At 55.6% G+C, this 25,759-nt stretch carries 24 protein-coding genes; 13 read left to right on the forward strand and 11 right to left on the reverse strand.

Annotation, left to right across the window (positions count from 1 at the left end; translation table 11 throughout):
* The first annotated feature begins 36 nt into the window (after nt 1-36).
* Both EYC98_RS15725 and EYC98_RS15730 read left to right on the forward strand, forming a co-directional pair.
* A complete protein-coding gene (locus tag EYC98_RS15725) occupies nt 37-2,058 on the forward strand; it encodes a pyrroloquinoline quinone-dependent dehydrogenase (RefSeq protein WP_279246327.1) in 2,022 nt (673 codons plus the stop codon).
* A 6-nt stretch (nt 2,059-2,064) separates the two neighbouring features.
* Nucleotides 2,065-4,116 (forward strand): oxidoreductase, encoded by a 2,052-nt coding sequence (locus tag EYC98_RS15730; RefSeq protein WP_279246328.1) that lies wholly within the window; start codon nt 2,065-2,067, stop codon nt 4,114-4,116.
* A gap of 28 nt (nt 4,117-4,144) precedes the next feature.
* On the opposite strand, the gene EYC98_RS15735 is transcribed toward EYC98_RS15730, so the two are convergent.
* From EYC98_RS15735 to EYC98_RS15750, 4 genes are read right to left on the reverse strand one after another with little or no spacing between them, the layout of a single operon-like run.
* Nucleotides 4,145-4,612: a nuclear transport factor 2 family protein gene (locus EYC98_RS15735; RefSeq protein ID WP_279246329.1), complete on the reverse strand. Its 468-nt coding sequence runs from the start codon at nt 4,610-4,612 to the stop codon at nt 4,145-4,147.
* A gap of 28 nt (nt 4,613-4,640) precedes the next feature.
* On the reverse strand, nt 4,641-5,516 hold the full coding sequence (locus EYC98_RS15740) for a DUF1295 domain-containing protein (RefSeq protein WP_279246330.1): 876 nt from the start codon (nt 5,514-5,516) through the stop codon (nt 4,641-4,643).
* A gap of 1 nt (nt 5,517) precedes the next feature.
* Nucleotides 5,518-6,459 carry an alpha/beta hydrolase gene (locus EYC98_RS15745; RefSeq protein ID WP_279246331.1) on the reverse strand — a complete coding sequence of 314 codons (942 nt, stop codon included), beginning with the start codon at nt 6,457-6,459 and terminating at the stop codon, nt 5,518-5,520.
* A 55-nt stretch (nt 6,460-6,514) separates the two neighbouring features.
* A complete protein-coding gene (locus EYC98_RS15750; protein ID WP_279246332.1) occupies nt 6,515-6,982 on the reverse strand; it encodes a nitroreductase family deazaflavin-dependent oxidoreductase in 468 nt (155 codons plus the stop codon).
* Nucleotides 6,983-7,267: 285 nt separating this feature from the next.
* On the opposite strand from EYC98_RS15750, the gene EYC98_RS15755 reads away from it, so the two are divergent.
* Complete coding sequence (locus EYC98_RS15755) at nt 7,268-8,026, forward strand: SDR family NAD(P)-dependent oxidoreductase (protein WP_279246333.1); 759 nt, start codon at nt 7,268-7,270, stop codon at nt 8,024-8,026.
* Nucleotides 8,027-8,047: 21 nt separating this feature from the next.
* Here EYC98_RS15755 and EYC98_RS15760 read toward each other — a convergent pair whose 3' ends face one another.
* The 3 genes from EYC98_RS15760 to EYC98_RS15770 form a co-directional block, all read right to left on the reverse strand.
* The gene (locus tag EYC98_RS15760; RefSeq protein WP_279246334.1) at nt 8,048-8,662 is read right to left on the reverse strand and encodes a carbonic anhydrase; all 615 of its coding nucleotides are present in this window, start codon (nt 8,660-8,662) and stop codon (nt 8,048-8,050) included.
* Between the two features lie 162 nt (nt 8,663-8,824).
* A complete protein-coding gene (locus EYC98_RS15765; RefSeq protein WP_279246335.1) occupies nt 8,825-9,736 on the reverse strand; it encodes a 1-aminocyclopropane-1-carboxylate deaminase/D-cysteine desulfhydrase in 912 nt (303 codons plus the stop codon).
* A 7-nt stretch (nt 9,737-9,743) separates the two neighbouring features.
* On the reverse strand, nt 9,744-10,628 hold the full coding sequence (locus tag EYC98_RS15770) for a hypothetical protein (protein ID WP_279246336.1): 885 nt from the start codon (nt 10,626-10,628) through the stop codon (nt 9,744-9,746).
* Nucleotides 10,629-10,859: 231 nt separating this feature from the next.
* Between EYC98_RS15770 and leuA the strand changes: the two genes are divergently transcribed.
* Complete coding sequence (gene leuA, locus EYC98_RS15775; RefSeq protein ID WP_279246337.1) at nt 10,860-12,533, forward strand: 2-isopropylmalate synthase; 1,674 nt, start codon at nt 10,860-10,862, stop codon at nt 12,531-12,533.
* 149 nt (nt 12,534-12,682) lie between these two features.
* Nucleotides 12,683-12,865 carry a hypothetical protein gene (locus EYC98_RS15780; RefSeq protein ID WP_279246338.1) on the forward strand — a complete coding sequence of 61 codons (183 nt, stop codon included), beginning with the start codon at nt 12,683-12,685 and terminating at the stop codon, nt 12,863-12,865.
* An 84-nt stretch (nt 12,866-12,949) separates the two neighbouring features.
* Here EYC98_RS15780 and EYC98_RS15785 read toward each other — a convergent pair whose 3' ends face one another.
* Together EYC98_RS15785 and EYC98_RS15790 are read right to left on the reverse strand one after the other, a co-directional pair.
* Nucleotides 12,950-13,339, reverse strand: a complete 390-nt coding sequence (locus tag EYC98_RS15785) for a TFIIB-type zinc ribbon-containing protein (RefSeq protein ID WP_279246339.1) — start codon at nt 13,337-13,339, stop codon at nt 12,950-12,952.
* Between the two features lie 7 nt (nt 13,340-13,346).
* The gene (locus EYC98_RS15790) at nt 13,347-14,156 is read right to left on the reverse strand and encodes an alpha/beta hydrolase family protein (RefSeq protein ID WP_279246340.1); all 810 of its coding nucleotides are present in this window, start codon (nt 14,154-14,156) and stop codon (nt 13,347-13,349) included.
* 124 nt (nt 14,157-14,280) lie between these two features.
* On the opposite strand from EYC98_RS15790, the gene cmoA reads away from it, so the two are divergent.
* The gene (gene cmoA, locus EYC98_RS15795) at nt 14,281-15,012 is read left to right on the forward strand and encodes a carboxy-S-adenosyl-L-methionine synthase CmoA (protein ID WP_279246341.1); all 732 of its coding nucleotides are present in this window, start codon (nt 14,281-14,283) and stop codon (nt 15,010-15,012) included.
* Nucleotides 15,009-15,989: a tRNA 5-methoxyuridine(34)/uridine 5-oxyacetic acid(34) synthase CmoB gene (gene cmoB / locus EYC98_RS15800; protein ID WP_279246342.1), complete on the forward strand. Its 981-nt coding sequence runs from the start codon at nt 15,009-15,011 to the stop codon at nt 15,987-15,989. The genes cmoA and cmoB overlap by 4 nt, the downstream gene beginning before the upstream one ends.
* A 23-nt stretch (nt 15,990-16,012) precedes the next feature.
* Here the strand turns inward: cmoB and lon are convergent, their stop codons facing one another.
* On the reverse strand, nt 16,013-18,487 hold the full coding sequence (gene lon / locus EYC98_RS15805) for an endopeptidase La (RefSeq protein WP_279246343.1): 2,475 nt from the start codon (nt 18,485-18,487) through the stop codon (nt 16,013-16,015).
* A 110-nt stretch (nt 18,488-18,597) separates the two neighbouring features.
* On the opposite strand from lon, the gene EYC98_RS15810 reads away from it, so the two are divergent.
* The gene (locus tag EYC98_RS15810) at nt 18,598-19,860 is read left to right on the forward strand and encodes an aspartate aminotransferase type Ic (protein ID WP_279246344.1); all 1,263 of its coding nucleotides are present in this window, start codon (nt 18,598-18,600) and stop codon (nt 19,858-19,860) included.
* A gap of 3 nt (nt 19,861-19,863) precedes the next feature.
* Here the strand turns inward: EYC98_RS15810 and EYC98_RS15815 are convergent, their stop codons facing one another.
* Nucleotides 19,864-20,208: a DUF1820 family protein gene (locus tag EYC98_RS15815; protein ID WP_279246345.1), complete on the reverse strand. Its 345-nt coding sequence runs from the start codon at nt 20,206-20,208 to the stop codon at nt 19,864-19,866.
* Between the two features lie 130 nt (nt 20,209-20,338).
* On the opposite strand from EYC98_RS15815, the gene miaB reads away from it, so the two are divergent.
* The 5 genes from miaB (at nt 20,339) to lnt (ending at nt 25,679) form a co-directional block, all read left to right on the forward strand.
* Complete coding sequence (gene miaB / locus EYC98_RS15820; RefSeq protein ID WP_279246621.1) at nt 20,339-21,757, forward strand: tRNA (N6-isopentenyl adenosine(37)-C2)-methylthiotransferase MiaB; 1,419 nt, start codon at nt 20,339-20,341, stop codon at nt 21,755-21,757.
* Nucleotides 21,758-21,822: 65 nt separating this feature from the next.
* Nucleotides 21,823-22,836 carry a PhoH family protein gene (locus EYC98_RS15825; protein WP_279246346.1) on the forward strand — a complete coding sequence of 338 codons (1,014 nt, stop codon included), beginning with the start codon at nt 21,823-21,825 and terminating at the stop codon, nt 22,834-22,836.
* A complete protein-coding gene (ybeY, locus tag EYC98_RS15830; protein ID WP_279246347.1) occupies nt 22,833-23,327 on the forward strand; it encodes an rRNA maturation RNase YbeY in 495 nt (164 codons plus the stop codon). Before EYC98_RS15825 ends, ybeY begins: the two co-directional genes overlap by 4 nt.
* Complete coding sequence (locus EYC98_RS15835; protein ID WP_279246348.1) at nt 23,324-24,166, forward strand: HlyC/CorC family transporter; 843 nt, start codon at nt 23,324-23,326, stop codon at nt 24,164-24,166. Before ybeY ends, EYC98_RS15835 begins: the two co-directional genes overlap by 4 nt.
* Nucleotides 24,150-25,679: an apolipoprotein N-acyltransferase gene (lnt, locus tag EYC98_RS15840; RefSeq protein ID WP_279246349.1), complete on the forward strand. Its 1,530-nt coding sequence runs from the start codon at nt 24,150-24,152 to the stop codon at nt 25,677-25,679. The genes EYC98_RS15835 and lnt overlap by 17 nt, the downstream gene beginning before the upstream one ends.
* Nucleotides 25,680-25,759 lie beyond the last annotated feature (80 nt).

A 25,759-nucleotide genomic window follows, 5' to 3' on the forward strand; every position in this document is an offset into this window, starting at 1 on the left:
CTGGCACACACTCCCTAAGCTGATTGGATTACGCGTTTGAAGACAGCAGGCTTCACAAGAAAACTGCAACTTGCCATTGCCATTGCCTTGGGCCTGGGACTATCGGCATGCGATAACTCCCCGCCTTTGCAAATGGACGGACCGACCGCGCAGTGGCCGCATGTGGGCGGCAATCAACAGGGGCAGCGTTTCTCACCGCTAACCCAGGTTACTCTGGAAAACGTAGACGATTTACAGGTGGCATGGACGTATCGCACCGGTGACGTCTCCAGTGGTAATGAGCGGCACGGACCGACGACCTTTCAGGCGACGCCGTTGGTGGTGGCCGACACGCTCTATTTCTGCACCCCCTATAACCGCGTCATTGCGCTGGATGCCAACACTGGCGACGAGTACTGGACATTCGACCCGGAGCCGAACCTGACTGGCGTTTATACACCCGCCTGCCGCGGCGTGGCGTGGTGGCCAGGTGAGCCCGCCGGTGCGGCTAATGCGAGCAACTGTAAGGCCCGCATCTTTACCACCACCCTGGACGCCAGGCTGATCGCTCTGGATGCGGTCAGCGGTGAAGCCTGCACAGATTTTGGTAACCGCGGTGAAGTCAGTCTGCTGAACAATCTCGGCGATGTGCGCACCGCCGAGTACTACCCCACCTCAGCCCCACTGGTCATTAATGACCTGGTGGTAACCGGAGCCTCAGTACAGGACGGTCAGCGCGTGGATGCCCCGCCCGGGGTCGTACGCGCCTTTGATGCTCGTAGCGGCGAACTGCGCTGGGCCTGGGAAGGCACGCCACCGGGCCAGATGCCTGTTAGCGCGGCAATGGCCAGAGCTGGCGCCGATTTTACCCGCGCCACCCCCAATGTCTGGGGCAATATGTCAGCAGACCCGGAGCGTAATGTCGTCTATTTGCCAACCGGCAATTCACAACCAGATCATTATGGCGGCCGTGAACGCGGCGATATGGATTACTACGGTACCTCTGTCGTAGCACTGGATGCCGATACCGGCAAACGCCTCTGGCATTTCCAGACCGTACACCACGACATCTGGGATTGGGATGTAGCTGCTCAGCCTGTCAGTTTCACCCAAGCCACCGCAAACGGCAGTGTAGCCGGTGTAATTGCAGCAACTAAAGCGGGACATATTTTCCTACTCGATGCTGACAGCGGTGAGCCGCTGTTCCCGGTCGAGGAACGCCCAGTACCCCGCACCACTGTGCCAGGAGAATTCAGTAGTCCAACCCAACCATTTCCGACACTGCCCAAACCCGTGCATCCGCCCACCCTGACTGAGGACGACATCTGGGGCATCTATCCCGGGGACAGGGCAGCCTGTTTGGAACTGTTTCGAAGTTACCAATATGAAGGTCTGTTCACCCCACCCGCGCTGGGCAAGAAAACGCTTGCCTGGCCGGGGATCGGCGGCGGCATAAACTGGGGCTCTGTCTCGATAAACCCCACCAGCAATATTATGCTGGTCAATTCGATGCGGGTACCCTATACGCTGGAACTGGCACTGCGGGAACAGGTCGCGGACCTCAGCGGTGCCGATCAGGTCGGAGCCAATCCACAGGAAGGCACCCCCTACGTCATTTTGCGCGGGGCCTTTTTGTCTCCGAATAATACTCCCTGCACCGCACCGCCCTGGGGTGTATTAACCGCCATCGACCTCAATTCCGGTGCCACCCTTTGGGAACGCCCGCTGGGTAATCTGGAAGGACTGGCGCCGCTGGGCCTGGGCCGGTTTTTCAATTGGGGCACTCCCAACACTGGCGGCAGCCTGCAAACAGCCAGCGGCCTGGCTTTCATTGGCGCAACGCTGGATGGCTACTTTCGCGCCTTTGATATCAGCACCGGCAAGGAAGTCTGGCACGACAAGTTACCCGCGCCCGCACAGGCTACACCCATGACCTGGCGCAGCGCCGGTGGCCGGCAATACATAGCAATCGCCAGCGGCGGCCATGGCCCACTGGCCTATGCGGCTCTGGGTCCCGAGCGGCTCGGTGAAATGTTGGGTGACACACTGGTCGTCTATGCACTACCCGCACCGGACTGAACGTTAATGAAACTGTTATCGCCTACCTCTATTGGAGCAATGTCACTGCGCAACCGCCTGGTGATGGCTCCCATGACCACCAACTATGGCCACGAAGACCAGTCTCCATCACCGCGCCTGATAGAATTTTTGCGCACGCGCGCACGCGGTGGAGTTGGGCTGATTACCGTCGAAGTGTGCACGGTTGATGTCCAGCAAAAGTATCAGCCGCAATCATTGACGCTGGGTGATGACAGTTTCATCGAAGCGCATCGGCGCCTCACCGACGCCCTTCATGAGCACGGGGCAAAAGCGCAGCCGCAGATCACGCACCCGGGGCCGGAATCCATGATTTCGATTTACCACGGCGGCCAGTCAGTTGGGCCCAGCGCAGGCGTGGGTGCAACCCACGGAATGCCATCGCGCGAGCTGGCAGCAGCTGAACTACCTGCCATTGTCGAACAATACGCGCAGGCAGCTCGCCGTGCACGCGAGGCCGGCTACGATGGCATAGAGCTGCACGCCGCCCACGCCTATATGTTGCTGGGTTGTTTTCTGTCACCACTGAAAAACAAACGGCGGGACAGCTACGGCGCCGACACCATGGAAAACCGTGTCAGGCTGCTGGTCGAGGTGCTGCAACGCATCAAAGCAGTAGCCGGTGCCGACTTCCCAGTGACCCTGCGCATTTCAGGTTTTGAGCGTATTCCAGGCGGCCGCGACTCTTACGATACCGCAGCTGTGGCAAGCATATTAGTAGCGGCTGGCGTTGATGCCTTTCACGTTTCCGGAGGGGTGTCTGACCCCATGGTCTCGCAAATGATTTGCGGACCCGAGGTTGGCGACGGCTATAATATTCCAGCGGCACAAGCCATCAAAAACGTGGTCGATGTACCGGTGATGGTGGTGGGCCGTTTTCTCGACCCGGAGCTCGCAGAAGCGACACTGCAACAAGGCAAGGCCGACATGATAGTAATGGGACGCCCCCTGCTGGCCGACCCGGAACTGCCAAACAAACTTGCAGCAGGTCGATGGCAAGACATCAGGCGCTGCATTTCCTGCCAGAACTGTATCGACTCCATGTTCCTGTGGCCCACAGAGTCGCGCATGAACTGCGCCGTCAATGCCGCCAGTGGGCGCGAACTTACTCTGGACTACCAGCCCGCAACTGAGCCCCTCCATGTTGTGGTGATAGGCGCCGGGCCCGCCGGCATGGAGGCGGCAAGAGTTGCCGCTCTGCGCGGCCATCGGGTCACCCTGATTGAGCAACAACACCGCCTGGGCGGCTCGCTAATGCTGGCTGCCACCGTACACAGTGATAACCAGCGTCTGCTCGACTACCTGATTGCCCAGGTACGTCGTCTGAATATCCATGTCGAACTGGGCAGCACTGCCAGCGTAGCGCGCATCAAGGCACTGGCGCCGGATCAGATTATCGTTGCTACTGGTGCCTTAGTAGAGTTACCCGCACTGCCGGGCATTGACCTGCCCAACGTTCTTACCGGCGCGCAATTGCGTGAACTGACTAACGGCGGCACTATCCCAATTAGCGCTCTACCGAACTGGCTTAATGTGCTGCGGCGACCGGCCGCCGGGTTTATTAAGCGCAACCTCACTCCCTCCATGCTGCGCCGCGTGGCGAGCTGGTGGCTGCCATTGGGACAGCGCATCGCGGTGGTTGGCGACGATCTGGCGGCGATTGAACTCGCCGAGTTTCTCGCGCGCTGCCAGCGGCAGGTGTGTATTTTGAGCTCAGCATCACTGCTGGCGCCCGAGATCGGCCCCAAGCGGCGACTGGAGCACGAAAAGCGGCTGGAGCAATTACAGGTGTCAATTAATACCGGCGTCAACGTCGCCGCCATCAGCGCCGACGGAGTCACACTACAGTTGACTGCGCATAGCACCACACTGGTGGCGGCTGATCACGTCATTGTCACTGGTTCCGCGCAGGCAGATGGCAGTCTGGTAACGGAACTAGAGGCTGCAGGCATTACCTGCCGGGCCATCGGAGATTGCACCGGTCTGGGCCTTATTGTAAAAGCTATTGCCGAGGGCAACGCAGCAGCGCACGCTATTTAGCGCTTTGCTGTTAGATGTTGAAACGCGTCTAAGAAGCATCCCAGGTCGCGGCTTCACCCGCAAACAACATACGCTCGTCACCTTGAATAGCGGTACTGGTGTAGTCACGGCGCACAATACGCCACCCATCAGCAGTGCGCTGAAAGGTGTCATCATAGACGCCCCACATAGAGCAGACCTTGTCGGCAAAACTGCCGGCCCCAAAATGCACCGCGTAGTAATTGCTGATACAACGCATCTGATCGCCGACAATGCTAACGCGGGGATTGCTGATATTGTGCTGAGTCGCAGCCACTGTATTGCGCGACATATTGTGCTTACCACTGCTGATCAGCGTCGCCAGACCATCGACCTCCATGCCATTGTAAATACCGACGGTATTCTCGCTGAACACTTCGTCCATAGCATCCCAGTCCAGCGCATCGACAATTTCACAATAGCGGTACAGTATCTGCTGGATTGCATGACAATCCTCCAGCGTCGGTGCAGCAGCCATCACATTCTCCTCTTCCATTCAGCAAGTACTAGTCATCAAGCTTCCAGCGACGTCCAATCCAGGGCAGCAGCACCGGCGTCGACGTCACATAATTGCGCCACTGTTCATCAGCGCCCCAGCGTTTCAGGGCAGCCTTCTGCAGCAAGGGTACACCACTGATTCGCAACAGCAACAGGGCCACAAATACCGGTGACAGCAGGGTCAGCCATTGTGCGCCGACAAGTGCCGGCAGGGCCAATAGAGCCAGCCCAGACCACAACAGGATCTCGCCAAGATAATTGGGGTGCTGACACACTGACCACAGCCCCGTGCTAATAAAGCGTCCACTATTTTCTGGCTGACGACGAAACCGATGCTTTTGTTCATCGGCGGTGACCTCAAGGGCAAAGCCGATCACCCATAGTGCAAGACCGACTCCATCGCGCAACGACAAGGATGGAGAATCAGCGGCTGCCATAGCCGCCAAAACGCAGCCTGCGGTAGCGATAACCCACAGAGCCTGTAAGGTCCAGGTCATCAGAAACGGACCAAATCGCGAGCGAATAGCATCGAAACGACTGTCACCACCGGCCTGACGTATACGTAAAAACAGAAAGCTGCCCAGACGCGCCGCCCATACCACCACCAGACAACCCACCAGCAAAGTTCGCTCCTGCGCCAGCGGCGCCAGCAGCAGAAAAAGAAAGACCAAAGCGATGTAATTGAGACTGCCCAGCAAATCAAACCACGCTTCTGTCTGCCGCCAATACGCGAAAGCGAAGCCCAGCCATTGCAGGCCGAAGCTTCCCAGCGCGGCCCACAGCGGTAAACTCAAGCCTGCATAGCTAGGCGTACCAGCGCCGGCCGCAAGCCCTACCAACAAGCCGATACTGACGATCAGCCCAAGAGTCAGTGCGCGAGTCATGCTAGGCGCTCGCGGCAAACAGTCGCCGCAGCGCCGCGATACGACGCAACATGGAATCGGCGACCACCGGGTTGTCGGCAGCCAGCTCGTAACCGTGCACTGTACCCTGCGTACTATTCAGTTCCACATTGACGCCCGCGCTCAGCAGTCGCTGCGCGTAGTCGATACCCTCGTCGCGCAGCGGGTCATACTGCGCTGTCTCCAGATACGTCATGGGAAGGTCTTTCAAGTCTGCGCGCAAACCCGCGGCAGCATACTCAGGTACATTTCCAGTCAGCCTGTCGCCCAGATACATTTGCCACATACGCCGGTTGGATTCGGCAGTAAATACCGGCACAGACTCAAATTCAGTAGCCGATGTGGTCTTGCACTCACAATCCAGTACCGGATAAATAAGCACTTGGCCCTGCACTGGATTACCTTCATCAAGTGCACGTTGCGCGACCCCTGCGGCCATCGCGCCGCCGGCACTATCGCCCATCACCACGATGCGTGAAGCATCTGCCTGCAAACGCTGGGCGTTATCGACCACCCATTGTCTGGTATCAAAGCAATCATTAAACCCAAGGGGGAACACGTGTTTGGGCCCCAGGCGGTAGTCAACCAATACCACCAGGCAATTAGCCTCCAGCGCATAGCGCTGGCAGGAAAGATGATGCATAGAGGCATAGCTCAACGAGAAGGCACCGCCGTGGTAATACAGCATGACCGGCAAAGGCTCGGTGGCATCGGTCGGGCGCATAACCAGCGCCTTAAACTGACTGCCGTCGGTACCTTGCAGCACTTCCTTTTCCACTGTCACGCCAGGACCGGGATTACGACACTTACGCCATTGGTCAAACTTTAAGAAAAGGTTCAACAGCCAAGAAGCGACCCTGCCAAATGGCAGGGTGAAAGACGGGACCTTCTTATAGTCGTCATGCATATTGCTGATATCTGTCACGGCATTCCTCGATAGCTTTGGGGTTTAGACTTTGGTGATAAAAATGATGCAACAATCACTGGGTAATCGGCTCACAAATGAACACCGGTATCTCGCGTTCGGTGCGTTGTCGGTAGAGATCATAATCCGCATAGTGTTCAACGCATACCGGCCACAATTGCGCCCTCTCCTCGCCTGCAACTTCGCGCGCACGTAGCTTGCGCAACAGTCCACCTTCTTCAATCGTCACATCGGGGTTGGCCACCAGGTTGTTATACCAGACCGGGTGCCTGGGCATCCCACCCTGCGAGGCCACCAACAAGATAGTATCGCCATACGGCACGTACATAAGCGGAATGGTTCTGCGCTTACCACTGCGCGCACCGGTCATCGTCACCAGACAAATAGGGTCACCCCCTAACTTGTTCATCAACTTGCCCCCACTGAGGCGGTAGACCCACACATTGATACGGGTAAAGATCTTGAGTACACCCTTGGGTGGCGGTTTACCCAGCTCCACAGTAGAGGAATCGGCTTGCGACATGACTTACTCTCCTTTCGATTATCGTGAGCTGCTAACTCAGGCGGCGCAGCTTTATCAATGATCCATAGACCCCTGAGCAGCTCCAGCTAGCGCCGTAAACCTGTGGCCGCTATGAATGCTTAAACCCGACGCCAGTTTCCAGTGTCGAATCGAGTTACTTGACGCGGTAAGCCTACCACGACAAAGTCGCTTGCGGCATAGTAGCCAACCACTTGAGGGTGGCAAGCAACAACAACTGTCACAGTATTTGAACCCTCACCATCAGGCATCTGCGGGAGAATCAACATGGGTTTATTAGCCAACAAGGTCGCTCTGGTCACTGGCGCTGGAATGGGTATTGGCCGTGCCATCGCGGTTGCCTGCGCCCAGGAAGGCGCCAGCGTCGTGATTGCGGACTTTAATCAGGAAGCCGGCACCGAGACCGTAGACATCATTATTGGTCAGGGCGGCATTGCCAGCTTCGTGCTCTGCGACGTCAGTGATGAGGAACTGGTGGCAGCCATGGTTCAGCACACACTGGACACCTATGGCCAGCTTGATGTGGCCTGCAACAGCGCAGCGGTGACTCGAGGCAGCGGCCCTATCCACAAGTACCAACGCGATGACTGGGACCGGACTCTGGAAATGTGCCTGACCAATACCTGGCTATGCATGAAGCATGAATTGGTTCCCATGCTGGCCGCCGGCGCTGGCGCCATCGTCAACATCAGCTCCAATGCATCTTTGAAAGGACAGCCACATAATAGTGCTTATGCAGCCGCCAAGGGTGGGGTCAACATTCTGACCAGCAGCAGTGCCGGCGAATACGGGCACAAGGGAGTACGCATTAATGCGGTTTCGCCTGGCACTATCCGCACCCCGGGTGTCGAAGCGTACTTTGCCGAGCAACCCCGGCAGCAGGAAGTGCTCACCAGCCGCATACCGATGCGCCGCCTGGGTGAGCCGGAAGAAATTGCTGAGGCTGTGGTGTTTCTGCTTTCGGATCGGGCGTCTTATATTACCGGCCAGATACTCTCAGTAGATGGCGGCAACGCGGTATTCTGAGCAGCTTGACCCCGCCCGTGACTAATCGTCGAGGAACTCCACGGAACCTGTTTCAAGTGAGTACTCGGCGCCAATAATCATCAAATCACCACTTTCTGCGAGCTCCTCTAGTAAACTGGACCCCTGCCGCAAGTGCTTCACTGAAGCATGCACATTCGCCCGCACGCAGTCACGCATAAGTTCCTCTTCATCTCTGTTGTCGGCGTTCGCCAGCAACGGTTCCACTGCAGGTCTGACCCGATCGACAATAGAATTCAGATACTGCGCCCGATGTCCGGAGCCACCGCGCAGCGCATCGACCGTTGCGGCAATCGCGCCACAGCGGGTATGTCCCAAAACCACTACCAGACTGGTGCCAAACCACTCCACGGCAAATTCGATACTCCCAATTTGCGATGGTGCCACCACATTGCCGGCAACGCGGATCACAAACAGATCACCAAGACCCTGATCAAATACTATTTCACCCGGGACCCGTGAGTCAGCACAGCCCAGAATAATCGCAAACGGATTCTGATCGGCAACGAGTTCCTCGCGGCGCTCCTGACTGCTCAGCCGCGGCCCCGCAGGCTGCCCATCGCGAAAACGTCGATTACCGTCCTTCAGTCTTTGCAAGGCTTCTTGTGCGGCAACCATACCCAATCCTTCTATTAGTGCCGGCAGTGCCAGCAGGTAGTGCGCAACACAGAGTGCGCAAATATCGCCACAGGGTACGACATTAGCCGGCGTGCGGGAATGCTTGCGAGCCGCTAATTCGGTTTACAACGGTAAACCCGACGTAAGGAATTACGCTGCAGGCTACTCTGGCGCAGCGCCCAGCTGAGGAAATCCGCGCCGCCCCTGCAGGCCACCTGTGTGCAGGGCCAACACCCGGGTCGCCGGATTCAGCCGCCCGTTCGCTATCATCTGGTAAAGAGCGTACATCAGCTTGCCGGTATAAACCGGCTCTAGCGGTATCCCCTGCACCTGCTCAAATTCCTCGATAAACTCGGCCAATTTTGGGTCGCAGCGGGCATAACCACCCCCATGATAGTCCTCTTCCAAATGCCAATGGCAACCGACTCCGCCCTGACCGGCAATCCAGCCCCCAATATCGCTACGCAGTTGTTCCCCTGCGCCTTTCAGCACTACCACGCCTAACACCTGCTTATCTGCCGGCAGTGCCGCCGCCAGACCCGCCAATGTGCACCCCGTGCCCGCGGCCAGACCAACCAGCTCCGCCGCAGCGTAATGCTCCATAATCAAGTCAGCGATGGCACCGCAGCCCTTCGCACCGTCCAAACCCGCCCCACCTTCGGGGACCATAAGACAATGACCCAGACGTTGCTGCCAGGCCGCCAGCCATACCGGGTCATGTCTGCGCCGATAGTCGCCGCGACTGACAAACTCCAGCTGCATACCCCAGCGCTTCGCATCTTGCAGGGTGGCAGACAGTGGCGCGTTGGCATCACCACGGATGATACCCACGGTGGGAAAACCTCTGGCATGCCCCACCGCCGCCAGTGCATGAATATGATTGGACCAGGCGCCTCCGAAGCTGACCAGCGTCTGTCCTGGCTCTAGAGCCGTCAAATAGTGCTGCAACTTATAAAACTTGTTACCTGACGCCGGCGCATTGAGCAGGTCCAAACGCAACATCCGGCAATTTTTCAGGCTAGTGCCGGCGACCAATGCCGGACTCAAGGGCTGCACAATGGCATCAGCAGACATTCAACTATTACCAGTCGAAGACTGAGCGAAAGTAGAGTTTGACGCCGCTAACGTCATTGCCTGCTCGATTAAAGGTGAGCCCAACCCGATCAAACTTGAACCGCCAAAACTGCAGCCTTTGACCCTGTCGACCCAGCGCGATCCCAGCTTGCCACTGGTCCACCGCCTTCACTATCTGCTGGCGCTGCACAATATAATCCAGATTGTTGTGGTAGACGGTATAGGTCACATGCCAGTTTACCTCCAGGGGGTTTTGCGCCAGTTTCCAGGGCAGCGGATAAGCAAACTCCAACCCGGTCATCAACGGAAACATATCCTCGTTGCGATCCTGGGAGGGGTTGTAACCCACGTAGGACAGGGAATTCAGTAACGCCCACTGGAGATTGCCAGTATTAAAACGGTACCGGCTATTGATGCCTAGCCAATAGGTCCAGGCCGACTCGCTACCGTCGGTCAGACTCCCCCAACCCAAATTAGCACTGGGTCGCAAAGTCCAGCGCTCAGTCACGGGAATATCCAAATCAACTCCGGGCGTCACACTGATACTACCAACGTTGTCAGGGTCGACAATCCCGGGGATGTCATCGAGATCAAAACGGTGCAACCCGACCGCCATGGGAAGGCGAAAATTCCAACCCAGTTGGCGCTCACCACCCTGCTCGTAGTCGGCTTCTGTGTAGCGCCAGCGCGCCGTGGGATTGAGCACCGTGACCGACTTGTTATCGCCAACCCGATAAACACCGGTGCCAAAAAAGGAGGAGTAGGCCCAATGTAAATTGCCGCCATCGGTGCCGCTGGTACCGGCTGTCGCCACTGCACTTAACACCATCAGCAAGGCGGCCGCCAAAAATGGCAGGATCCGCGAGCAAAAGACATATTTTGGAACAATCACAGCCGCATGCTGGGACAGGCATGACATAGAGTCAAGGACTGCCAGCGTCCTGGCAACGCTGAGGCGCCCTCTCCCGGAAAAATCAAATAATTAGCGATATTATCTATTATTTCATTAAATATTAGATATATATTGACTATATACCCTCAAAATGATCCATATTTGCAAGCTATCACCACAAGAAACCTCCTATACTATCTCTCATCGTCACCCATGACCCCGGTACTCAATATGTCAACTTTTGATCACAGCAAGTATCCCGCTTTCAAGCCATTACAGATGAGCGCCAGACGCTGGCCTGACCAGACCATAAATGCTGCGCCAACCTGGTGCAGCGTCGACCTGCGCGACGGTAATCAGGCCCTCATTGAACCCATGACTACGGCGCAGAAATCACGGCTGTATGACCAACTGATCAAAATTGGCTTTAAGGAAATTGAAGTCGGCTTTCCGTCCGCTTCCAGTCATGACTTTGATTTCGTGCGCGACCTGATCGATAACAATCGCATTCCTGAGGATGTGACTATTCAGGTATTGACTCAGGCCCGCCCTGAACTTATCAAAAAAACCTTTGAGGCGTTAAAAGGCGTCCGACGTGCTGTATTGCACGTGTACAACTCAACCTCAACAGTACAACGGGAAAAGGTGTTCGGACTCGACCGCGACGGCATTACCGATATCGCCGTTCGTGGCGCGCAGATGGTCAAGGACTACGCCGCCAAATACCCGGAGACTGAATGGGTATTTGAATATTCACCGGAGAGCTTCACCGGCACCGAAATCGATTTTGCCATTGACGTGTGCAATGCGGTTATCGATGTCTGGCAGCCCACGCCCGAACACAAAGCGATTATGAATCTGCCCTCCACCGTCGAGATGGCAACACCGAATATCTATGCTGACCAGATAGAAACCTTCTGCGATCGTATTAACCGTCGCGACAGCATTCTGATCTCTACACACACTCACAATGACCGCGGTTGCGCGGTTGCTGCCGCTGAATTAGGCGTCATGGCTGGCGCTGACCGGGTCGAAGGCACCCTGATGGGTAACGGTGAACGTACCGGCAATATGGACATTGTGACCATGGCGATGAATCTTTATAGCCAGGGCATCGATCCCAAACTGGACTTTGGGCCGATGGACGAAATCATTCAGACCTACAAGGACTGTACCCAAATGCCATTGCACCCGCGCCACCCCTACGCAGGTGAACTGGTATTCACGGCATTTTCCGGCAGCCATCAGGATGCTATCAAGAAGTGCCTGGACAAGCGCGATGACAGTCAACCGTGGGAAGTGGCCTACCTGCCTATAGACCCCGCTGACATCGGCCGCTCCTATCAGGAAGTGGTGCGCATCAACAGTCAATCTGGCAAGGGCGGTATCGCCTACGTGCTGGAGAGAGATTATGGCCTGCAATTACCACGCTGGCTGCAGATTGACTTTAGTGGAGCAGTACAGCGACACGCAGAGAAAAGTAAAGCTGAGGTGGCCCCTGATGCTATCTGGGAACTGTTTCAGGCTACCTACTTCACCGCTGCGGGTCCGTGGACCCTGGGCAACTACCAGGTCAATCGGGAGGATGGCAGCGACAAACTGCAGGCTGAGTTGATCAAGGCAGGAGTCACACACTCACTCAGCGGCAGCGGTGCCGGCGTGGTTGAGTCGTTTGTGAACGCGATGGAGCAGTTCGTGGGCAAGCAGATTGTGTTGGTGGAGTATAGCGAACACGCGCTCAGCCAAAGCGCCGATGCCGAGGCTATCTGTTACATACAAATGAATATCGACGGACACAGAGTATGCGGCGTTGGTCGCAGCGCGGACATTATCCAGGCTTCACTGGACGCCATTCTGGGCGCCATTAACGTGGCGGCGAGACAGTCTGAAGAGCAGGCAGCATAAGGGCAGAAGCTATCCTGCAGGGCGGCGTGAATTGCCAATAATTCACGCATTCGCCCTGTAATATTTACGCCACATTAGTCGCTCGCTTACCTAAACTGGAAACTCCAGAAATGGCTTCTGGAAGAACACAAAAGCTTTCGAGGTATGACATGAAGACGCAAGCACAAGACAAAGCGACCTTCGCAGAGGTTTTTGGCAGCATCAAATTTGCCGGTAAAACTTCCACGACAAGCTCACGCCCCTGGCCCAAACGTGGTTTCGCGGTGAGCCAATCTACTCACATGGGTGGCACATCGTCAGAAGAATCCAAATCGGTGCGCTCCAGCAACTGAGATACAGCGCGTAGCTGCAAGGCACCCGCCGGCGCGACTGATTACTATCGTTTCTGCTTTACGTCATCAGCTCTCGCCGCCCGCCTAATCCTGACGCTGCCGCGCAAACAGGTCCTTGACCTTATCCGTAAGTGTCTCAAACTTGAGATCAGTGAACTCTCCCGCATCCAAAAACAGTTTGTCGCATTGTGGGCAGGATTCCAGACAAATATGTGTCTGTACCGGGTCGGTAATCCTGCTCATTGTTATGTGACAATCCGGGCACTCAATATCATCTATCGGATTATAGTGGCGCCCCAGCGACGGATGCCCGACATCGATAAAGGCTTCAGTCATCCACTGCTGACGCATTTGCCACAACACCTCAGGCGCCACAAATAAACCAAGGCAGTGGCTACAGCGCTGCAATTCCGATCCGCCAGCAATACTCCGGGTTTCAAAACTCTCGCCACACTTGGGGCAACTCACCGGCATGGCATAATCAACCGGGCTGGTGAATCAACGGCTTAAACAACTGTTGCTGCCAGGGCTGCCAGCGTCCCTCATTCTGGCCTAGCCGTTCGCATAGCAAAGCGCGCACCAGCGGATTGAATGGAAAACCGATATGGCTGGCGATGACTGCGATACTCTCCATTAACGGGTGCTCTGGAAGCTTGGCAATACTCTCACCGACAATCCCGTCAGACCGACTATAAACTGCAGTTACCGGAACTTCGAGTTTGCCAGAGAAGGTATGCTCACTCCACTGCTCCAACAATTCTGGCGCCACATCAGCATTGTTCATACGCTGCATCACCGAGTACACCGAGGTACCACGAGGATCACCAAACGGGGTACCCAGAGTCACTACCTGACGGATCAAGTCAGGGTGGCGATGCGCCAGGCTAGTCGCGTACAAACCGCCCAGGCTCCAACCCACCAGGCTGACTTTACGTCGGGTTCTACTTACCTCGGCGGCAATCGACTCCGCCAACGCCTGCTCCGTGCGATCGCGAAATTCCAGAGTGGCTTCCATGGTCGCCAACCCCTCACTAGGAATGTTTCTACCCAGGCCCCAGGGAATAGCATTGTAGTTTTGTCGATCCAAAAACCGTCGCAAACTGGCGGTGGAACCGTCGGCACCAAAGAACCCCGGCAAGGCCATCACTGAGTGTCCATCACCTTTAGGCAGTGTCCGCATCAGCGGCTTCAACAAGTAGCCGCTGGAAGCTTCGAAAAAAACGCGACTGAGTTCAAGCACGCTATGGTGGGCGCGCGGCGGCGTTGGAGACAAACTGCTAGGAGCGGTCATAGCTCATCCTGCTGACGAATTCATGGCAGGGATTATTCCATTGCTGAGCGACAGTTGATACAGGTTAAGAGTTGCAGGAACTGTGCTAGGATTGCCGGTTCCTTCAATCCCATACTCCAGCCCAGTGACCGATACTCCAGACACCATTTACGCTAATCCCGTCCCAACACTACGCGCCTTCGCCTTCGACAGCAGTGTCGTGGAAGTTTTCCCCGATATGATCAAGCGCTCGGTGCCAGGGTATACCACCATCATTGCCATGACAGGCATGCTGGCCGGCAAGTATACAAATGCCGGCGCGCGTTGCTATGACCTGGGTTGCTCGCTGGGCGCCTCAAGTCTGGCCATGCGCCAGAACATCAAGGCCGATGGCTGCAAGATTATCGGTGTCGACAATTCGCCCGAGATGATAGAACGCTGCCGCAGCATCCTCGACACCGACACTAATCCGACCCCGGTTGAACTGCTGTGCGCCGACGTTCAGGATATAACGGTTAGTGACGCCAAAGTGGTGGTCCTGAATTTCACTTTACAATTTATTCCAGTAGCGCAACGGGATGCTCTGATCCGCAATATCTATGCGGGACTGGAACCCGGCGGAGTCATGATTCTCTCCGAGAAAGTCAGCTTTGCCGACCCGCATCTGGATCAACTCAACATTGAGCTGCACCATCAATTCAAGCAAGCCAACGGCTACAGTGAACTGGAAGTCGCCCAAAAACGCTCAGCCATTGAAGACGTATTGATCCCCGAAACACTTGATCAACACCGTCAGCGTATCGCTGCTGCCGGCTTCAGTAGTTGTGATGTGTGGTTTCAGTGCTTCAACTTCGCTTCACTGATCGCCCTCAAATGACTACCACCATCGATTACCAGCCGCTGGTGCAGCGCTGGCAGGATACCCCGCTGCAGCCTTGGGCGGACATTTTACAGGAACAAATCGGCGCAGATTTTCACAGCCGTCGTTACGGCGATCTACCGCGCTGGCTTGAGGCACTGGAGGCACTACCCACAATAACTGAAGCTGCTGTCATACTCGATCAAGCCGTTGTACAGGTGGGCCAGTCCCAGCAGTTGAGCGACGCCGAAAAAATACAACTCGAGACGGCACTGCGCCAGCTTCACCCCTGGCGCAAAGGCCCCTTCGACCTGTTTGGCGTGCATATTGATACGGAATGGCGCTCCGACATAAAGTGGTCGCGACTGCAATCGCAGCTGGGAACACTAGAGGGACAGCGCGTACTGGACGTAGGCTGTGGCAGCGGTTATCACAGCTGGCGCATGCTCGGAGCCGGCGCCGCTGAAGTCATCGGAATTGACCCAACCCCGCTCTTCGTCGTTCAGTTCTGGGCACTACAGCGCTACATCCAAAACCCCAACATCTGGGTACTGCCACTGGGAATTCAACATGTACCGGCGCAGTTACAGGCATTTGATAGCGTTTTTTCCATGGGCATTCTCTACCACCGCCGCTCTCCCATAGACCACTTGACGGAGCTGCGCGATGCGCTGGCACCCGGCGGCAAACTGATACTGGAGACGCTGGTTATCGAGGGTGGCCCCAATGATTGTCTGGTGCCACAGGGGCGCTATGCGCGCATGGGTAATGTCTGGTTTATTCCCAGCTGCGAACAACTGTGTACCTGGCTGCGCAAACTCGGCTATAAAAATATTGAAGTAATCGATGTTTCCGTCACCACACCGGCAGAGCAACGCAGCACCGATTGGATGCAGTTCCAATCACTGGCAGACTTTCTGGACCCCAAGGACAGCAGCCTGTCTATTGAAGGCTACCCGGCGCCCACCCGGGCTATGGTAGTCGCTAACAAATAAGCCCCCCCGCACCAGCCAGGCTCTCAGTGCAGAGCGTTGTCGTCCAGGTGATTCTCGAAGACGTAATGAAACACATCGCGGAAAGTTCGCGCAAAGTGAACATTGATTCCCTCGCGTAAATAATCTGGCAACTCCTCAAAATCCTTCTTATTTGCGGCTGGCAGAATCAGCTCCATAATGCGACTGCGCCGCGCAGCAATAACCTTTTCACGAATACCACCTACTCCCAGCACCTGACCGGTCAGGGTGAGTTCCCCGGTCATTGCCAATGGCCGCGCGATGCGTTCCTTGCGCGCCAGTGACAGCAACGCAGTAGCCATGGTTATCCCTGCGCTGGGCCCATCCTTGGGAGTTGCTCCTTCTGGCACATGTAGATGCACCAGACTGGTGTCGAAGTAATCGGGAGGACAGCCATAGTCCTTGAGGTGAGACATAACATAGCTGTAGGCGATGTCGGCTGATTCTCGCATCACCTCACCGAGCTTACCGGTCAACTTAAAGCCCCGGTTCAGCGTATGCACCTGGGAGCTTTCAATCGCCAACGTAACGCCGCCCAGCGAAGTCCAGGCCAGGCCAGTGGCGATACCCAAACCACGCAGAGGCTTGTCATTAGCGAACGGCGGCTTACCCAACAAATCCTCGATATCCTTGCGCCCTACCCGCAGCTTAGACTGATCACCTTCCAGTAGTCGCACGATACTTTTGCGCACAATCCGCGCCAGCTGTTTTTCCAGACTGCGGACCCCCGCCTCACGACAGTAAGCGTCAATCACATAGCGTAAGCCTGCGTCATTGATCTTGAGCTGATCCGGGCGTACGCCCGAGCGCTGCAGCAAACGTGGCCACAGGTGATTTCTGGCTATTACCAGCTTTTCCTCAGCGATGTAGCCCGACAAACGAATAGTTTCCATGCGGTCTAGCAATGGCGCCGGTATAGAGTCGAGCTGATTCGCAGTACAGACAAATAGCACCTTGGACAGATCCACTCTTAGATCAAGGTAATGATCCAGGAATTCGCTGTTCTGCTCCGGATCCAGAACCTCCAGTAGCGCCGAAGCCGGATCACCCTGATAGGACGATCCGATCTTATCTATTTCATCAAGCATAATGACCGGGTTGGACACTTCGACATCCTTCAGAGCCTGAACCAATTTGCCCGGCATAGCGCCGATATAAGTACGCCTGTGTCCCTTGATCTCAGCCTCGTCACGCATACCACCCAGACTAAATCGGTAAAACTCGCGACCCAGTGCATCTGCCACAGAACGGCCTATCGAGGTTTTACCAACGCCAGGCGGACCCACCAAGAGCAAAATTGAGCCTGACACCTCGCCCTTGAACGTGCCCACCGCGAGAAATTCGATGATGCGTTCCTTCACGTCCTCTAGGCCATCATGATGAGAATTGAGTTGCTCGCGGGCGTGACCCAGATCGAGCACGTCCTGCGAATACTTACCCCACGGCACGGAGGTCGCCCAATCCAGATAGTTGCGAGTCACCGCATATTCCGGTGAGCCCGTTTCCAGGAATGACAGCTTGCGCAGCTCCTCATCGATACGTTTCTGCGCCTCTGCAGGGACAACCAGACCCTCCAGCCGCGCCTGAAAGTCATCGGCATCGACGGTCTTGTCGTCCTTGGAAATACCCAGCTCTTTCTGAATCACCTTGAGCTGTTCCCGCAGAAAAAATTCTCGCTGTTGTGCGGAAACCTGCTGATTAACCTGGCCAGTAATTTTTGTCTGCAGTTCGGCGACTTCGCGCTCCTTGCGCAGCAGGTTAAGCACCAGTTCCATGCGTGGTATCAGCGGCAGTGTTTCCAGAACCTGCTGCAACTGAGCACCGCTGGCGGTGGTTAGGGCCGCGCAAAAATCAGCCAGAAACGATGGCTCATTGGGACTGAAGTGAGACAGGTAATGCTTTAACTCTTCGCTATACAGAGGGTTTAGTGGCAGTAACTCTTTGATCTCCTTGATCAGCGCCATCGCATAGGCTTTTACCTCGTCGCTATCGCGCTGGCCCTCGCTCCTCGGGTACTCAACCTGGGCCAGAAAAGGAGCTTCCTCACTCAGCCAGCGGACCACCCGAAAACGTTTGATACCCTGCACCAAAAACTGGTTCTGAACGCCCTGAGCACTCTCCTCGGAACTGTCCTGAGGATTGGGAACGCGATGTAAACGCACCACGCAGCCAGTCACCGGGAAGTCGGCGACGGCCGCCTGACCAGACTCTTTTCCCTCAATAAAGGCAACACCCAACAAACGGTGACCCGAACGGGCCACTTCGCGCAGGGTGTCCCCCCATTGCTCCATATTCACCGTAACCGGTTGCGCCTGACCCGGAAAATAAGGGCGTGTAGATATAGGCATAATATGCAACGTGGCGGGCAGCATGTCATCTGCCACAGCCAGATCATGGCCGCCGTTTTCGGAGCTGAGAATCTCGCCATCTACGGCATTATCCTCATGCCCGGCCCCTGCACCCAAAAGTTCGTCGTTCATCAAACCGCCCCTTTTACCTTCACCATCTGATAAAGGATATGGAGTCGTTTCCGACAAATTCAATACACCGCTATAATCGGCGCACCAAACTATTTATAGCGGAGCAGCACGTGCATATAGACCAAGCCAGTAAAGCGGACGCCGAGAACATGATCAGCCAGCTGGAAGCCAGCTACCAGCAACTTGCCAGTAGCCAGCTGAATCTGGATTTGACTCGCGGCAAACCATCGCCGGCGCAGGTAGCGCTGGCCAGCGACCTGGACGGGATTCTGCAGGGCAACTACGTCGATGCTGATGGCATAGACACACGCAACTACGGTGGTCTTGCTGGTATTCGCGAGGCCCGTGAGCTGTGTGCCGCTATTAGCGGCTGTGATCCAGACCAAACTCTGCTAGGTGTTAATAGCAGTCTTAACCTGATGTACCAGGTGGTGGAGTTCGCGCTTAACTTCGGGCTGCAGGGAGATGCCTGGAAGCAATCTGGCGCGGTGCGCATACTGTGTCCAGTACCAGGCTACGATAGACACTTTGCTCTGTGTGAACATCTGGGCATCGATATGGTGCCGCTGCCCATGACAGCGACCGGGCCGGACATGGATCAGGCCGAAGCACTGGTAAGAGAAGATCCTGCTATTAAAGGCATCTGGTGTGTACCGAGATTTTCAAACCCCAGCGGAGATACCTACTCCAGTGCCACCGTCGAACGTCTGGCCAAACTGGGAAAAATCGCCGGGGCAGGATTCCTGGTGCTCTGGGACAATGCCTACGCTGTGCACAGTCTCTACGAAGACGCGCCAGTGCTACCCGCTATTGATCACTATCTGGACGCGGAAACAGAATCCAGCGTGGTGCAGTTCGGCTCGACGTCCAAAATCACTTTTGCGGGCGCCGGCCTGGCCTGGCTATGTTCCAGCGCCGACAATATCAAAAGGATTAGTTCGCACCTGGCGTTCTCCACCATCGGCGCCGACAAAGTCAATCAATTACGCCATGTGCGCTTTCTGCAGAACCGGGCGGGTGTTGAGGCCCATATGCGCAAGCATGCGGAACTGGTACGGCCACGGTTTGAACTCGTGCTAAAGCTGCTTGAAGAAGAACTGGAAGGCAGCGGCCTCGCCACCTGGACCAAACCCAAGGGAGGTTACTTTATCCAGCTCAATACGCGCCGCGGACTGGCTCGAGAAGTAGTCAAGTTGGCCGCCGACATCGGCGTTAAGTTGACCCCGGCCGGGGCTACCTGGCCTTATGGCAGAGACCCGAGAGACAGTGACATCAGACTGGCGCCGACCTTTCCGGATCATAATGAACTGGAGGCTGCAGTACGTGCTTTTATCGTCTGCCTAAAGCTGGCGAGCTGGCGCCAGCTACGATGAGATTTAGTCGTCGCTCCCACGCTGGGTACCGGGAGTGGTTCCAGGCATTGGAAATGCTGTGATATTGCCGGCCCCTGCAGTGGCATCGCTAATTTTTGCAGCGCCTTCCTTTTCCACTTCATCGATACGAATTATCGAGTGCATTGGAATATAGCTGCGGGTGACATTGCCAAACTCGTTTTTGAGCTTCTCTTCTGACGGATCAACCAATATCTGGCTGCGCTCGCCAAACATAAACTCCTCGATCTCGATAAAGCCCCACATATCGCTCTGAAAAATCTGTCGGGCGTACACCTCATAGACCTTGTTCTGGTTCTGAAAGATGACCTTGTAGACGGGCTGTGGCATTGACCAATTCACCTGCAATTTTGGGGGCGAGAATGCTATCACGATTACACTATCAGCATACTCCCCTGATCCAAAAAAACTAGGTTTGGCAAAGACTTATCTGTATAATCGCCGACCCCTTAAACAGCACATGTGGAACCCGGTGGCAAAACGACTTTACATTCAGACTCACGGTTGTCAGATGAACGAATACGACTCATCGCGTATGCGTGATCTGCTGCAGGACAGTCATGACATGGTCATGGCGGAGACGCCTGAAGAAGCTGACGTTCTGCTGCTAAATACTTGTTCTATAAGGGAAAAAGCCCAAGAGAAGGTGTTTCACCAGCTCGGGCGCTGGAAGCATCTGAAGCAGCAAAACCCTGACTTAATTATCGGCGTAGGTGGCTGTGTTGCCAGCCAGGAAGGCGCTGAAATCGGCAAACGCGCACCCTATGTCGACCTGGTTTTCGGACCACAGACCCTGCACCGTCTGCCGGAAATGATGGAGCAAAGCAGCTCTAACGGCACCATCGTAGTCGACGTCAGCTTTCCAGAAATCGAAAAATTTGACCGCCTGCCCGAGCCCAAGGTCGACGGCCCGAGTGCCTTCGTCTCGATAATGGAGGGCTGCAGTAAGTACTGCACGTTCTGCGTGGTGCCCTACACCCGCGGTGAAGAGGTCAGTCGCCCGCTGGATGATGTTATCGCCGAGATCGCCCACCTGGCAGAAAACGGTGTCCGCGAGGTCAACTTGCTGGGACAGAATGTGAATGGTTACCGAGGGGAAGATCATACCGGCGCCATCGTTGACTTTGCCGAGTTGCTGCATTTTGTGGCGCGGATTACCGGTATCGAACGCATTCGCTATACCACCTCACATCCGCTAGAATTTTCCGATGCGCTGATCGATGCTTACGCCAGCATCCCCCAATTGGTCGATCATTTACACCTGCCAGTGCAAAGCGGCTCAGACCGGATTCTAATGGCTATGAAGCGCGGCCACACGGCAATAGAATACAAATCAAGAATTCGGCGCCTGCGTCAGGTCCGGCCTGACATCAGCATCTCTTCGGATTTCATCATCGGCTTTCCCGGTGAAACCGAGGCTGATTTTGCCGCCACTATGAAACTGATAGAGGACATCGGCTTCGACTTTTCCTTCAGTTTCATCTACAGCGCCCGGCCTGGCACACCAGCGGCGGAGCTAGAGGACACTACCGAAGAAAGCGTCAAGAAACAGCGCCTGCAAATATTGCAAACTCGTATTACACAGCAGTCAATGGCGATCAGCCGCCGCATGGTTGGCACCCGTCAACGGGTGTTGGTGACCGGTGTTTCGAGACGGGACCCGGGCAAACTGTCCGGACGTACGGAGAATAATCGAGTCGTCAATTTCGCCTCTACTGACCACAGCCTGATCGGTCAGTTTGCCACTGTGACCATTGAAGAAGCGCTGCCAAACTCACTGCGCGGTTGCCTGGCCGAGACCACTGCCCAGGTAGCGACATCTGCCGCTACTAATGCCGCGACCAATCCAACAAATACGGCAACAATCCCTGCCGGTTGACTGGCGCAGATTCCCAGTTATGCTTATCCTTTACTTCTATGCTTACGGAACCCTAATAGCCTACCTTGACCAAGACTGAATCTTCCAATGCTCGCACCGTTACTCTGGAACCGGATGACCCCAATCATCTGGCACTATTGTGCGGACAATTCGATCAACATCTGCGCCAGATTGAACAGCGCCTGGAGGTTAGCATCAACTCACGCGGCAATCAGTTCGTCATCGATGGCGAGCCTGACGGCGTTGAGAACACGGCAAGGTTGTTACAGAATCTGTACCGTGATGTCTGTATGGGCATAGGTCTGGGGCCAGAGTCGTTGCATTTACAACTGCAGCAAATCGACATGGAAGCTGACATTCAGCCTGGTGCTGATGCCAGCATCGAGCAGCTGACGGTGATTCGTACCAAGCGTGCCTCTATTAAACCGCGCGGACGCAACCAGCAGGGCTACGTCAAGTCGATCGCCCGTAACGATGTTAACTTTGGCATTGGTCCTGCTGGCACCGGCAAAACTTATCTGGCGGTGGCCTGTGCGGTTGAAGCGTTGATGGAAGAACGCGTGCGCCGCATCCTGTTAGTCAGACCCGCCGTAGAAGCCGGTGAGAAGCTGGGCTTTCTGCCCGGTGACCTGTCGCAGAAAATTGACCCCTACCTGCGCCCTCTCTACGACGCGCTATATGAAATGCTGGGGTTCGAGACCGTCAACAAATACATCGAACGCAGTATTATCGAGGTAGCCCCGCTGGCTTTTATGCGCGGGCGCACATTAAATAATGCCTTCATTATTCTTGATGAAGCGCAAAATACCACTCGTGAACAGATGAAGATGTTTCTCACCCGTATCGGCTTCGGTTCTACCGCGGTCATTACCGGCGACGCCACCCAGATCGACCTGCCTAGAGGTAGTCAGTCGGGACTGATTCATATTATGGATGTGCTGGACGGAGTTGACGGCCTCGGCTTTACCTATTTTCAGAACCGCGATGTGGTGCGACATCCGTTGGTACAACGTATTGTCGAAGCCTATGACGCGCATGACATCCAGCGCACCACTAGCCTGGACGGCACCCGCTCATGAATCTGCAGGTAGATGTTCAGTGCGCCTGCACTGAGCCCGTACCTGAGGAAGAGGACATACGACGGGCCATCGACGCCGCTCTGAGTCATCATTATCAGAACACTGCTGACAGTGCTGAAGTCAGTGTGCGGCTGGTCAGTGAAGCAGAGATGTCCGAGCTCAACGCGGTCTGGCGCGGCCAACACAAATCAACCAACGTACTTTCCTTTCCTGCCGACCTGCCCGCTGAGGTTGAGCATCCACTGCTTGGCGATATTGTCGTTTGTGCCGCCGTGGTGACACGCGAGGCGCGGGATCAACACAAAACTGATGCAGCGCATTGGAGCCATATGCTGGTTCACGGTAGTTTGCACCTGCTGGGTTACGATCACGAACTGGACGCCGAGGCAGAGGCAATGGAGACCATGGAAACCCTCATTCTGGAACAACTGGGTTACCCCTGCCCCTATAAGGGCCAGCCACAGCTGGATACTATCCGGAGCCTGGGATGACTGACCAAAAATCCAGTGGCGACAGCGATAAGTCGTGGATAGAAAAAATTGCTCTGGCATTTTCATCAGAGCCAAAAAGTCGCTCTGATCTTAGCGGGATCCTCACCATAGCCCGCGATAACGAAGTGATTGATGATGATGCGTTCGGCATTATCGAGGGCGCTATGAAAGTCGCCGACATGCAGGCCCGCGACATTATGGTGCCGCGACCGCAAATGGAAGTTATCCGGGCTGAGGCCAGCCTGCAGGAAATACTGCCGCAAATTACTACGTCGGCCCACTCCCGCTACCCGGTTATAGGCGAAACCACAGACGACGTGCTGGGCATTTTGCTGGCCAAAGATCTGCTGGCTCAGGTTCTTGAGCCTCAGCTGGAGAACTTTAGCGTAACCGCATTAATGCGCGCCACTAACGTCGTACCAGAGAGCAAACGGCTGAATGTGTTGCTGCGCGAATTCCGCGAGAACCGGAATCACATGGCCATCGTTATCGACGAATACGGCGGTGTAGCCGGCCTGGTCACTATTGAGGACGTGCTGGAGGAAATCGTCGGAGAAATCGAGGATGAAACCGATGTGGTCGCCGATCGCCCGATTCGTAAGGTGGCCGAAGGAGAGTACCTGGTAGAGGCACTGACTCCGATTGACGATTTCAATGAGGAGCTCGAAACGGATTTCAGTGATGATGAGTTTGACACCATCGGTGGCCTGGTCATGCAGCAATTTGGACACTTGCCCACCGGTAACGAAACCACCAACCTGGACAATATCGAGTTCAAAGTAGAAAGCGCCGATCAACGTAAAATAAACAGTCTGCGGGTCCGTGTCAGAAAACCTTGAGAGCGAAACACGATCGAGCAAGATCGGCGCCAGCCTGCTGGCTATCTTTGCCGGCAGCCTGATCACACTCGCGCTCGCCCCCTATAATCTGTGGCCCGCGGGCCTGCTAAGTTGTTGTATTTATATCGGTTTGCTGCGCAATGGATCACTGCGCATGGCGGCATGGCTGGGGTGGCTCTACGGTATCGGTATGTTTGGCACCGGCGCCTCCTGGGTTTACGTCAGTATCCATGAGCAGGGCAACGCCAGCGTGCCGCTAGCGGTCGCGCTGACGGCCATATTCGTCTCTGCGCTGGCCCTGCTGCACGCTCTCTTCGCCTGGATATACGCAGCCCTGCTGCGCAATGTAATGGCCGGTATGCTGCTCGGCTTCCCCGCGCTGTGGGTGTTGTTTGAATGGATTCGCAGCTGGTTATTTACCGGCTTTCCCTGGCTCTATCTGGGCTACTCATCCATGGATACCTGGGCCTCAGGCTGGATACCGGTGATCGGCGTCTTCGGCGCCTCACTGCTGTGCGCTTTTAGTGCCAGCTGCATTTATCTAGCCTATATGCGCCGCAACCCCCAGGCGTATCTCATCTACGGCACTATGATCGCTAGTCTGTGGCTGACCGGCTGGCAGTTACAACAGGCCAAATGGGTCGCGCCGGCCAGCGCAACGCCGCTGACGGTAGGACTGGTACAGGCCAATATTCCCCAGCAAATGAAGTGGCGGCGGGAGTACTACCAACCCACTCTCACCCTGTATCAATCCATGACCGAACCGCTACTGAAACAGGACATAGTGGTTTGGCCAGAGGCAGCAATACCCAGTTACTACCAGAACGCACAGGATTTCCTGCAACCCATGGCAGCAGCGGCTGAGCGCAGCAACACGGCACTCATTACCGGCATACCCTGGCGTGACGCCGGTGCCAGTGAGTACCACAACAGCATTGTGGCAATGGGCGCTGGCACCGGCGTTTACCATAAGCAGCGACTGGTGCCGTTTGGTGAATATGTCCCGCTGGAGCACTGGCTGCGTGGGGTCATCGATTTTTTTGACTTACCCATGTCATCCTTCACTCCGGGTCGTAGCAAGCAGTCGCCTCTGCTGATACACGATTTTCGAGTCGCGCCGTTTATCTGCTATGAAGTGGTGTATCCGGATCTGGTGCGCAAATTTGCCCGCAAAGCTGACCTGCTCATAACCATCAGCAACGATGCCTGGTTTGGTGCCTCACTGGGCCCCATTCAGCACCTGCAGATGGCCCGTATGCGGGCGCTGGAAAACGGCCGCTATATGATCAGAGCGACCAATAACGGCATCTCCGCCATCATTAATGAGCAGGGAGAGATTGTCACCATTGGCAACCAGTTCCAGCGTGAGACCATCACCGGAGAAGTTCAGGTAATGCTTGGTGAGACGCCATTCACCGATATCGGCTCGATACCTATCATCGTAGTCTGCGCGCTGACGATACTGGGGCTGCTGGGCGCAGGCACTATGGGCCTGAGACTCCAGCACGACTAAGCCTCACACTGCGACTGCTCCGCTCCTGTTTAGCAATCTTTAGTGATAGAATGCCCGGTCATTTTTGGGCAACAGTTGGT

It is taken from the genome of Candidatus Litorirhabdus singularis (assembly GCF_026262625.1).
Classification (GTDB): Bacteria; Pseudomonadota; Gammaproteobacteria; order Pseudomonadales; family Halieaceae; genus Litorirhabdus; species Litorirhabdus singularis.

Excerpts from the sequence above, each read along its gene's own strand:
- EYC98_RS15790 (WP_279246340.1), bottom strand. The coding sequence starts at position 14,156 with ATGACCGCTCCTAGCAGTTTGTCTCCAACGCCGCCGCGCGCCCACCAT.
- miaB (WP_279246621.1), top strand. The coding sequence starts at position 20,339 with ATGTGGAACCCGGTGGCAAAACGACTTTACATTCAGACTCACGGTTGT.
- EYC98_RS15740 (WP_279246330.1), bottom strand. The coding sequence starts at position 5,516 with ATGACTCGCGCACTGACTCTTGGGCTGATCGTCAGTATCGGCTTGTTG.
- EYC98_RS15815 (WP_279246345.1), bottom strand. The coding sequence starts at position 20,208 with ATGCCACAGCCCGTCTACAAGGTCATCTTTCAGAACCAGAACAAGGTC.
- EYC98_RS15785 (WP_279246339.1), bottom strand. The coding sequence starts at position 13,339 with ATGCCGGTGAGTTGCCCCAAGTGTGGCGAGAGTTTTGAAACCCGGAGT.
- EYC98_RS15735 (WP_279246329.1), bottom strand. The coding sequence starts at position 4,612 with ATGGCTGCTGCACCGACGCTGGAGGATTGTCATGCAATCCAGCAGATA.
- EYC98_RS15835 (WP_279246348.1), top strand. The coding sequence starts at position 23,324 with ATGACTGACCAAAAATCCAGTGGCGACAGCGATAAGTCGTGGATAGAA.
- EYC98_RS15780 (WP_279246338.1), top strand. The coding sequence starts at position 12,683 with ATGAAGACGCAAGCACAAGACAAAGCGACCTTCGCAGAGGTTTTTGGC.
- cmoB (WP_279246342.1), top strand. The coding sequence starts at position 15,009 with ATGACTACCACCATCGATTACCAGCCGCTGGTGCAGCGCTGGCAGGAT.
- lon (WP_279246343.1), bottom strand. The coding sequence starts at position 18,487 with ATGAACGACGAACTTTTGGGTGCAGGGGCCGGGCATGAGGATAATGCC.
- EYC98_RS15760 (WP_279246334.1), bottom strand. The coding sequence starts at position 8,662 with ATGGTTGCCGCACAAGAAGCCTTGCAAAGACTGAAGGACGGTAATCGA.
- EYC98_RS15730 (WP_279246328.1), top strand. The coding sequence starts at position 2,065 with ATGAAACTGTTATCGCCTACCTCTATTGGAGCAATGTCACTGCGCAAC.
- leuA (WP_279246337.1), top strand. The coding sequence starts at position 10,860 with ATGTCAACTTTTGATCACAGCAAGTATCCCGCTTTCAAGCCATTACAG.
- EYC98_RS15755 (WP_279246333.1), top strand. The coding sequence starts at position 7,268 with ATGGGTTTATTAGCCAACAAGGTCGCTCTGGTCACTGGCGCTGGAATG.
- ybeY (WP_279246347.1), top strand. The coding sequence starts at position 22,833 with ATGAATCTGCAGGTAGATGTTCAGTGCGCCTGCACTGAGCCCGTACCT.
- EYC98_RS15765 (WP_279246335.1), bottom strand. The coding sequence starts at position 9,736 with ATGTCTGCTGATGCCATTGTGCAGCCCTTGAGTCCGGCATTGGTCGCC.
- EYC98_RS15750 (WP_279246332.1), bottom strand. The coding sequence starts at position 6,982 with ATGTCGCAAGCCGATTCCTCTACTGTGGAGCTGGGTAAACCGCCACCC.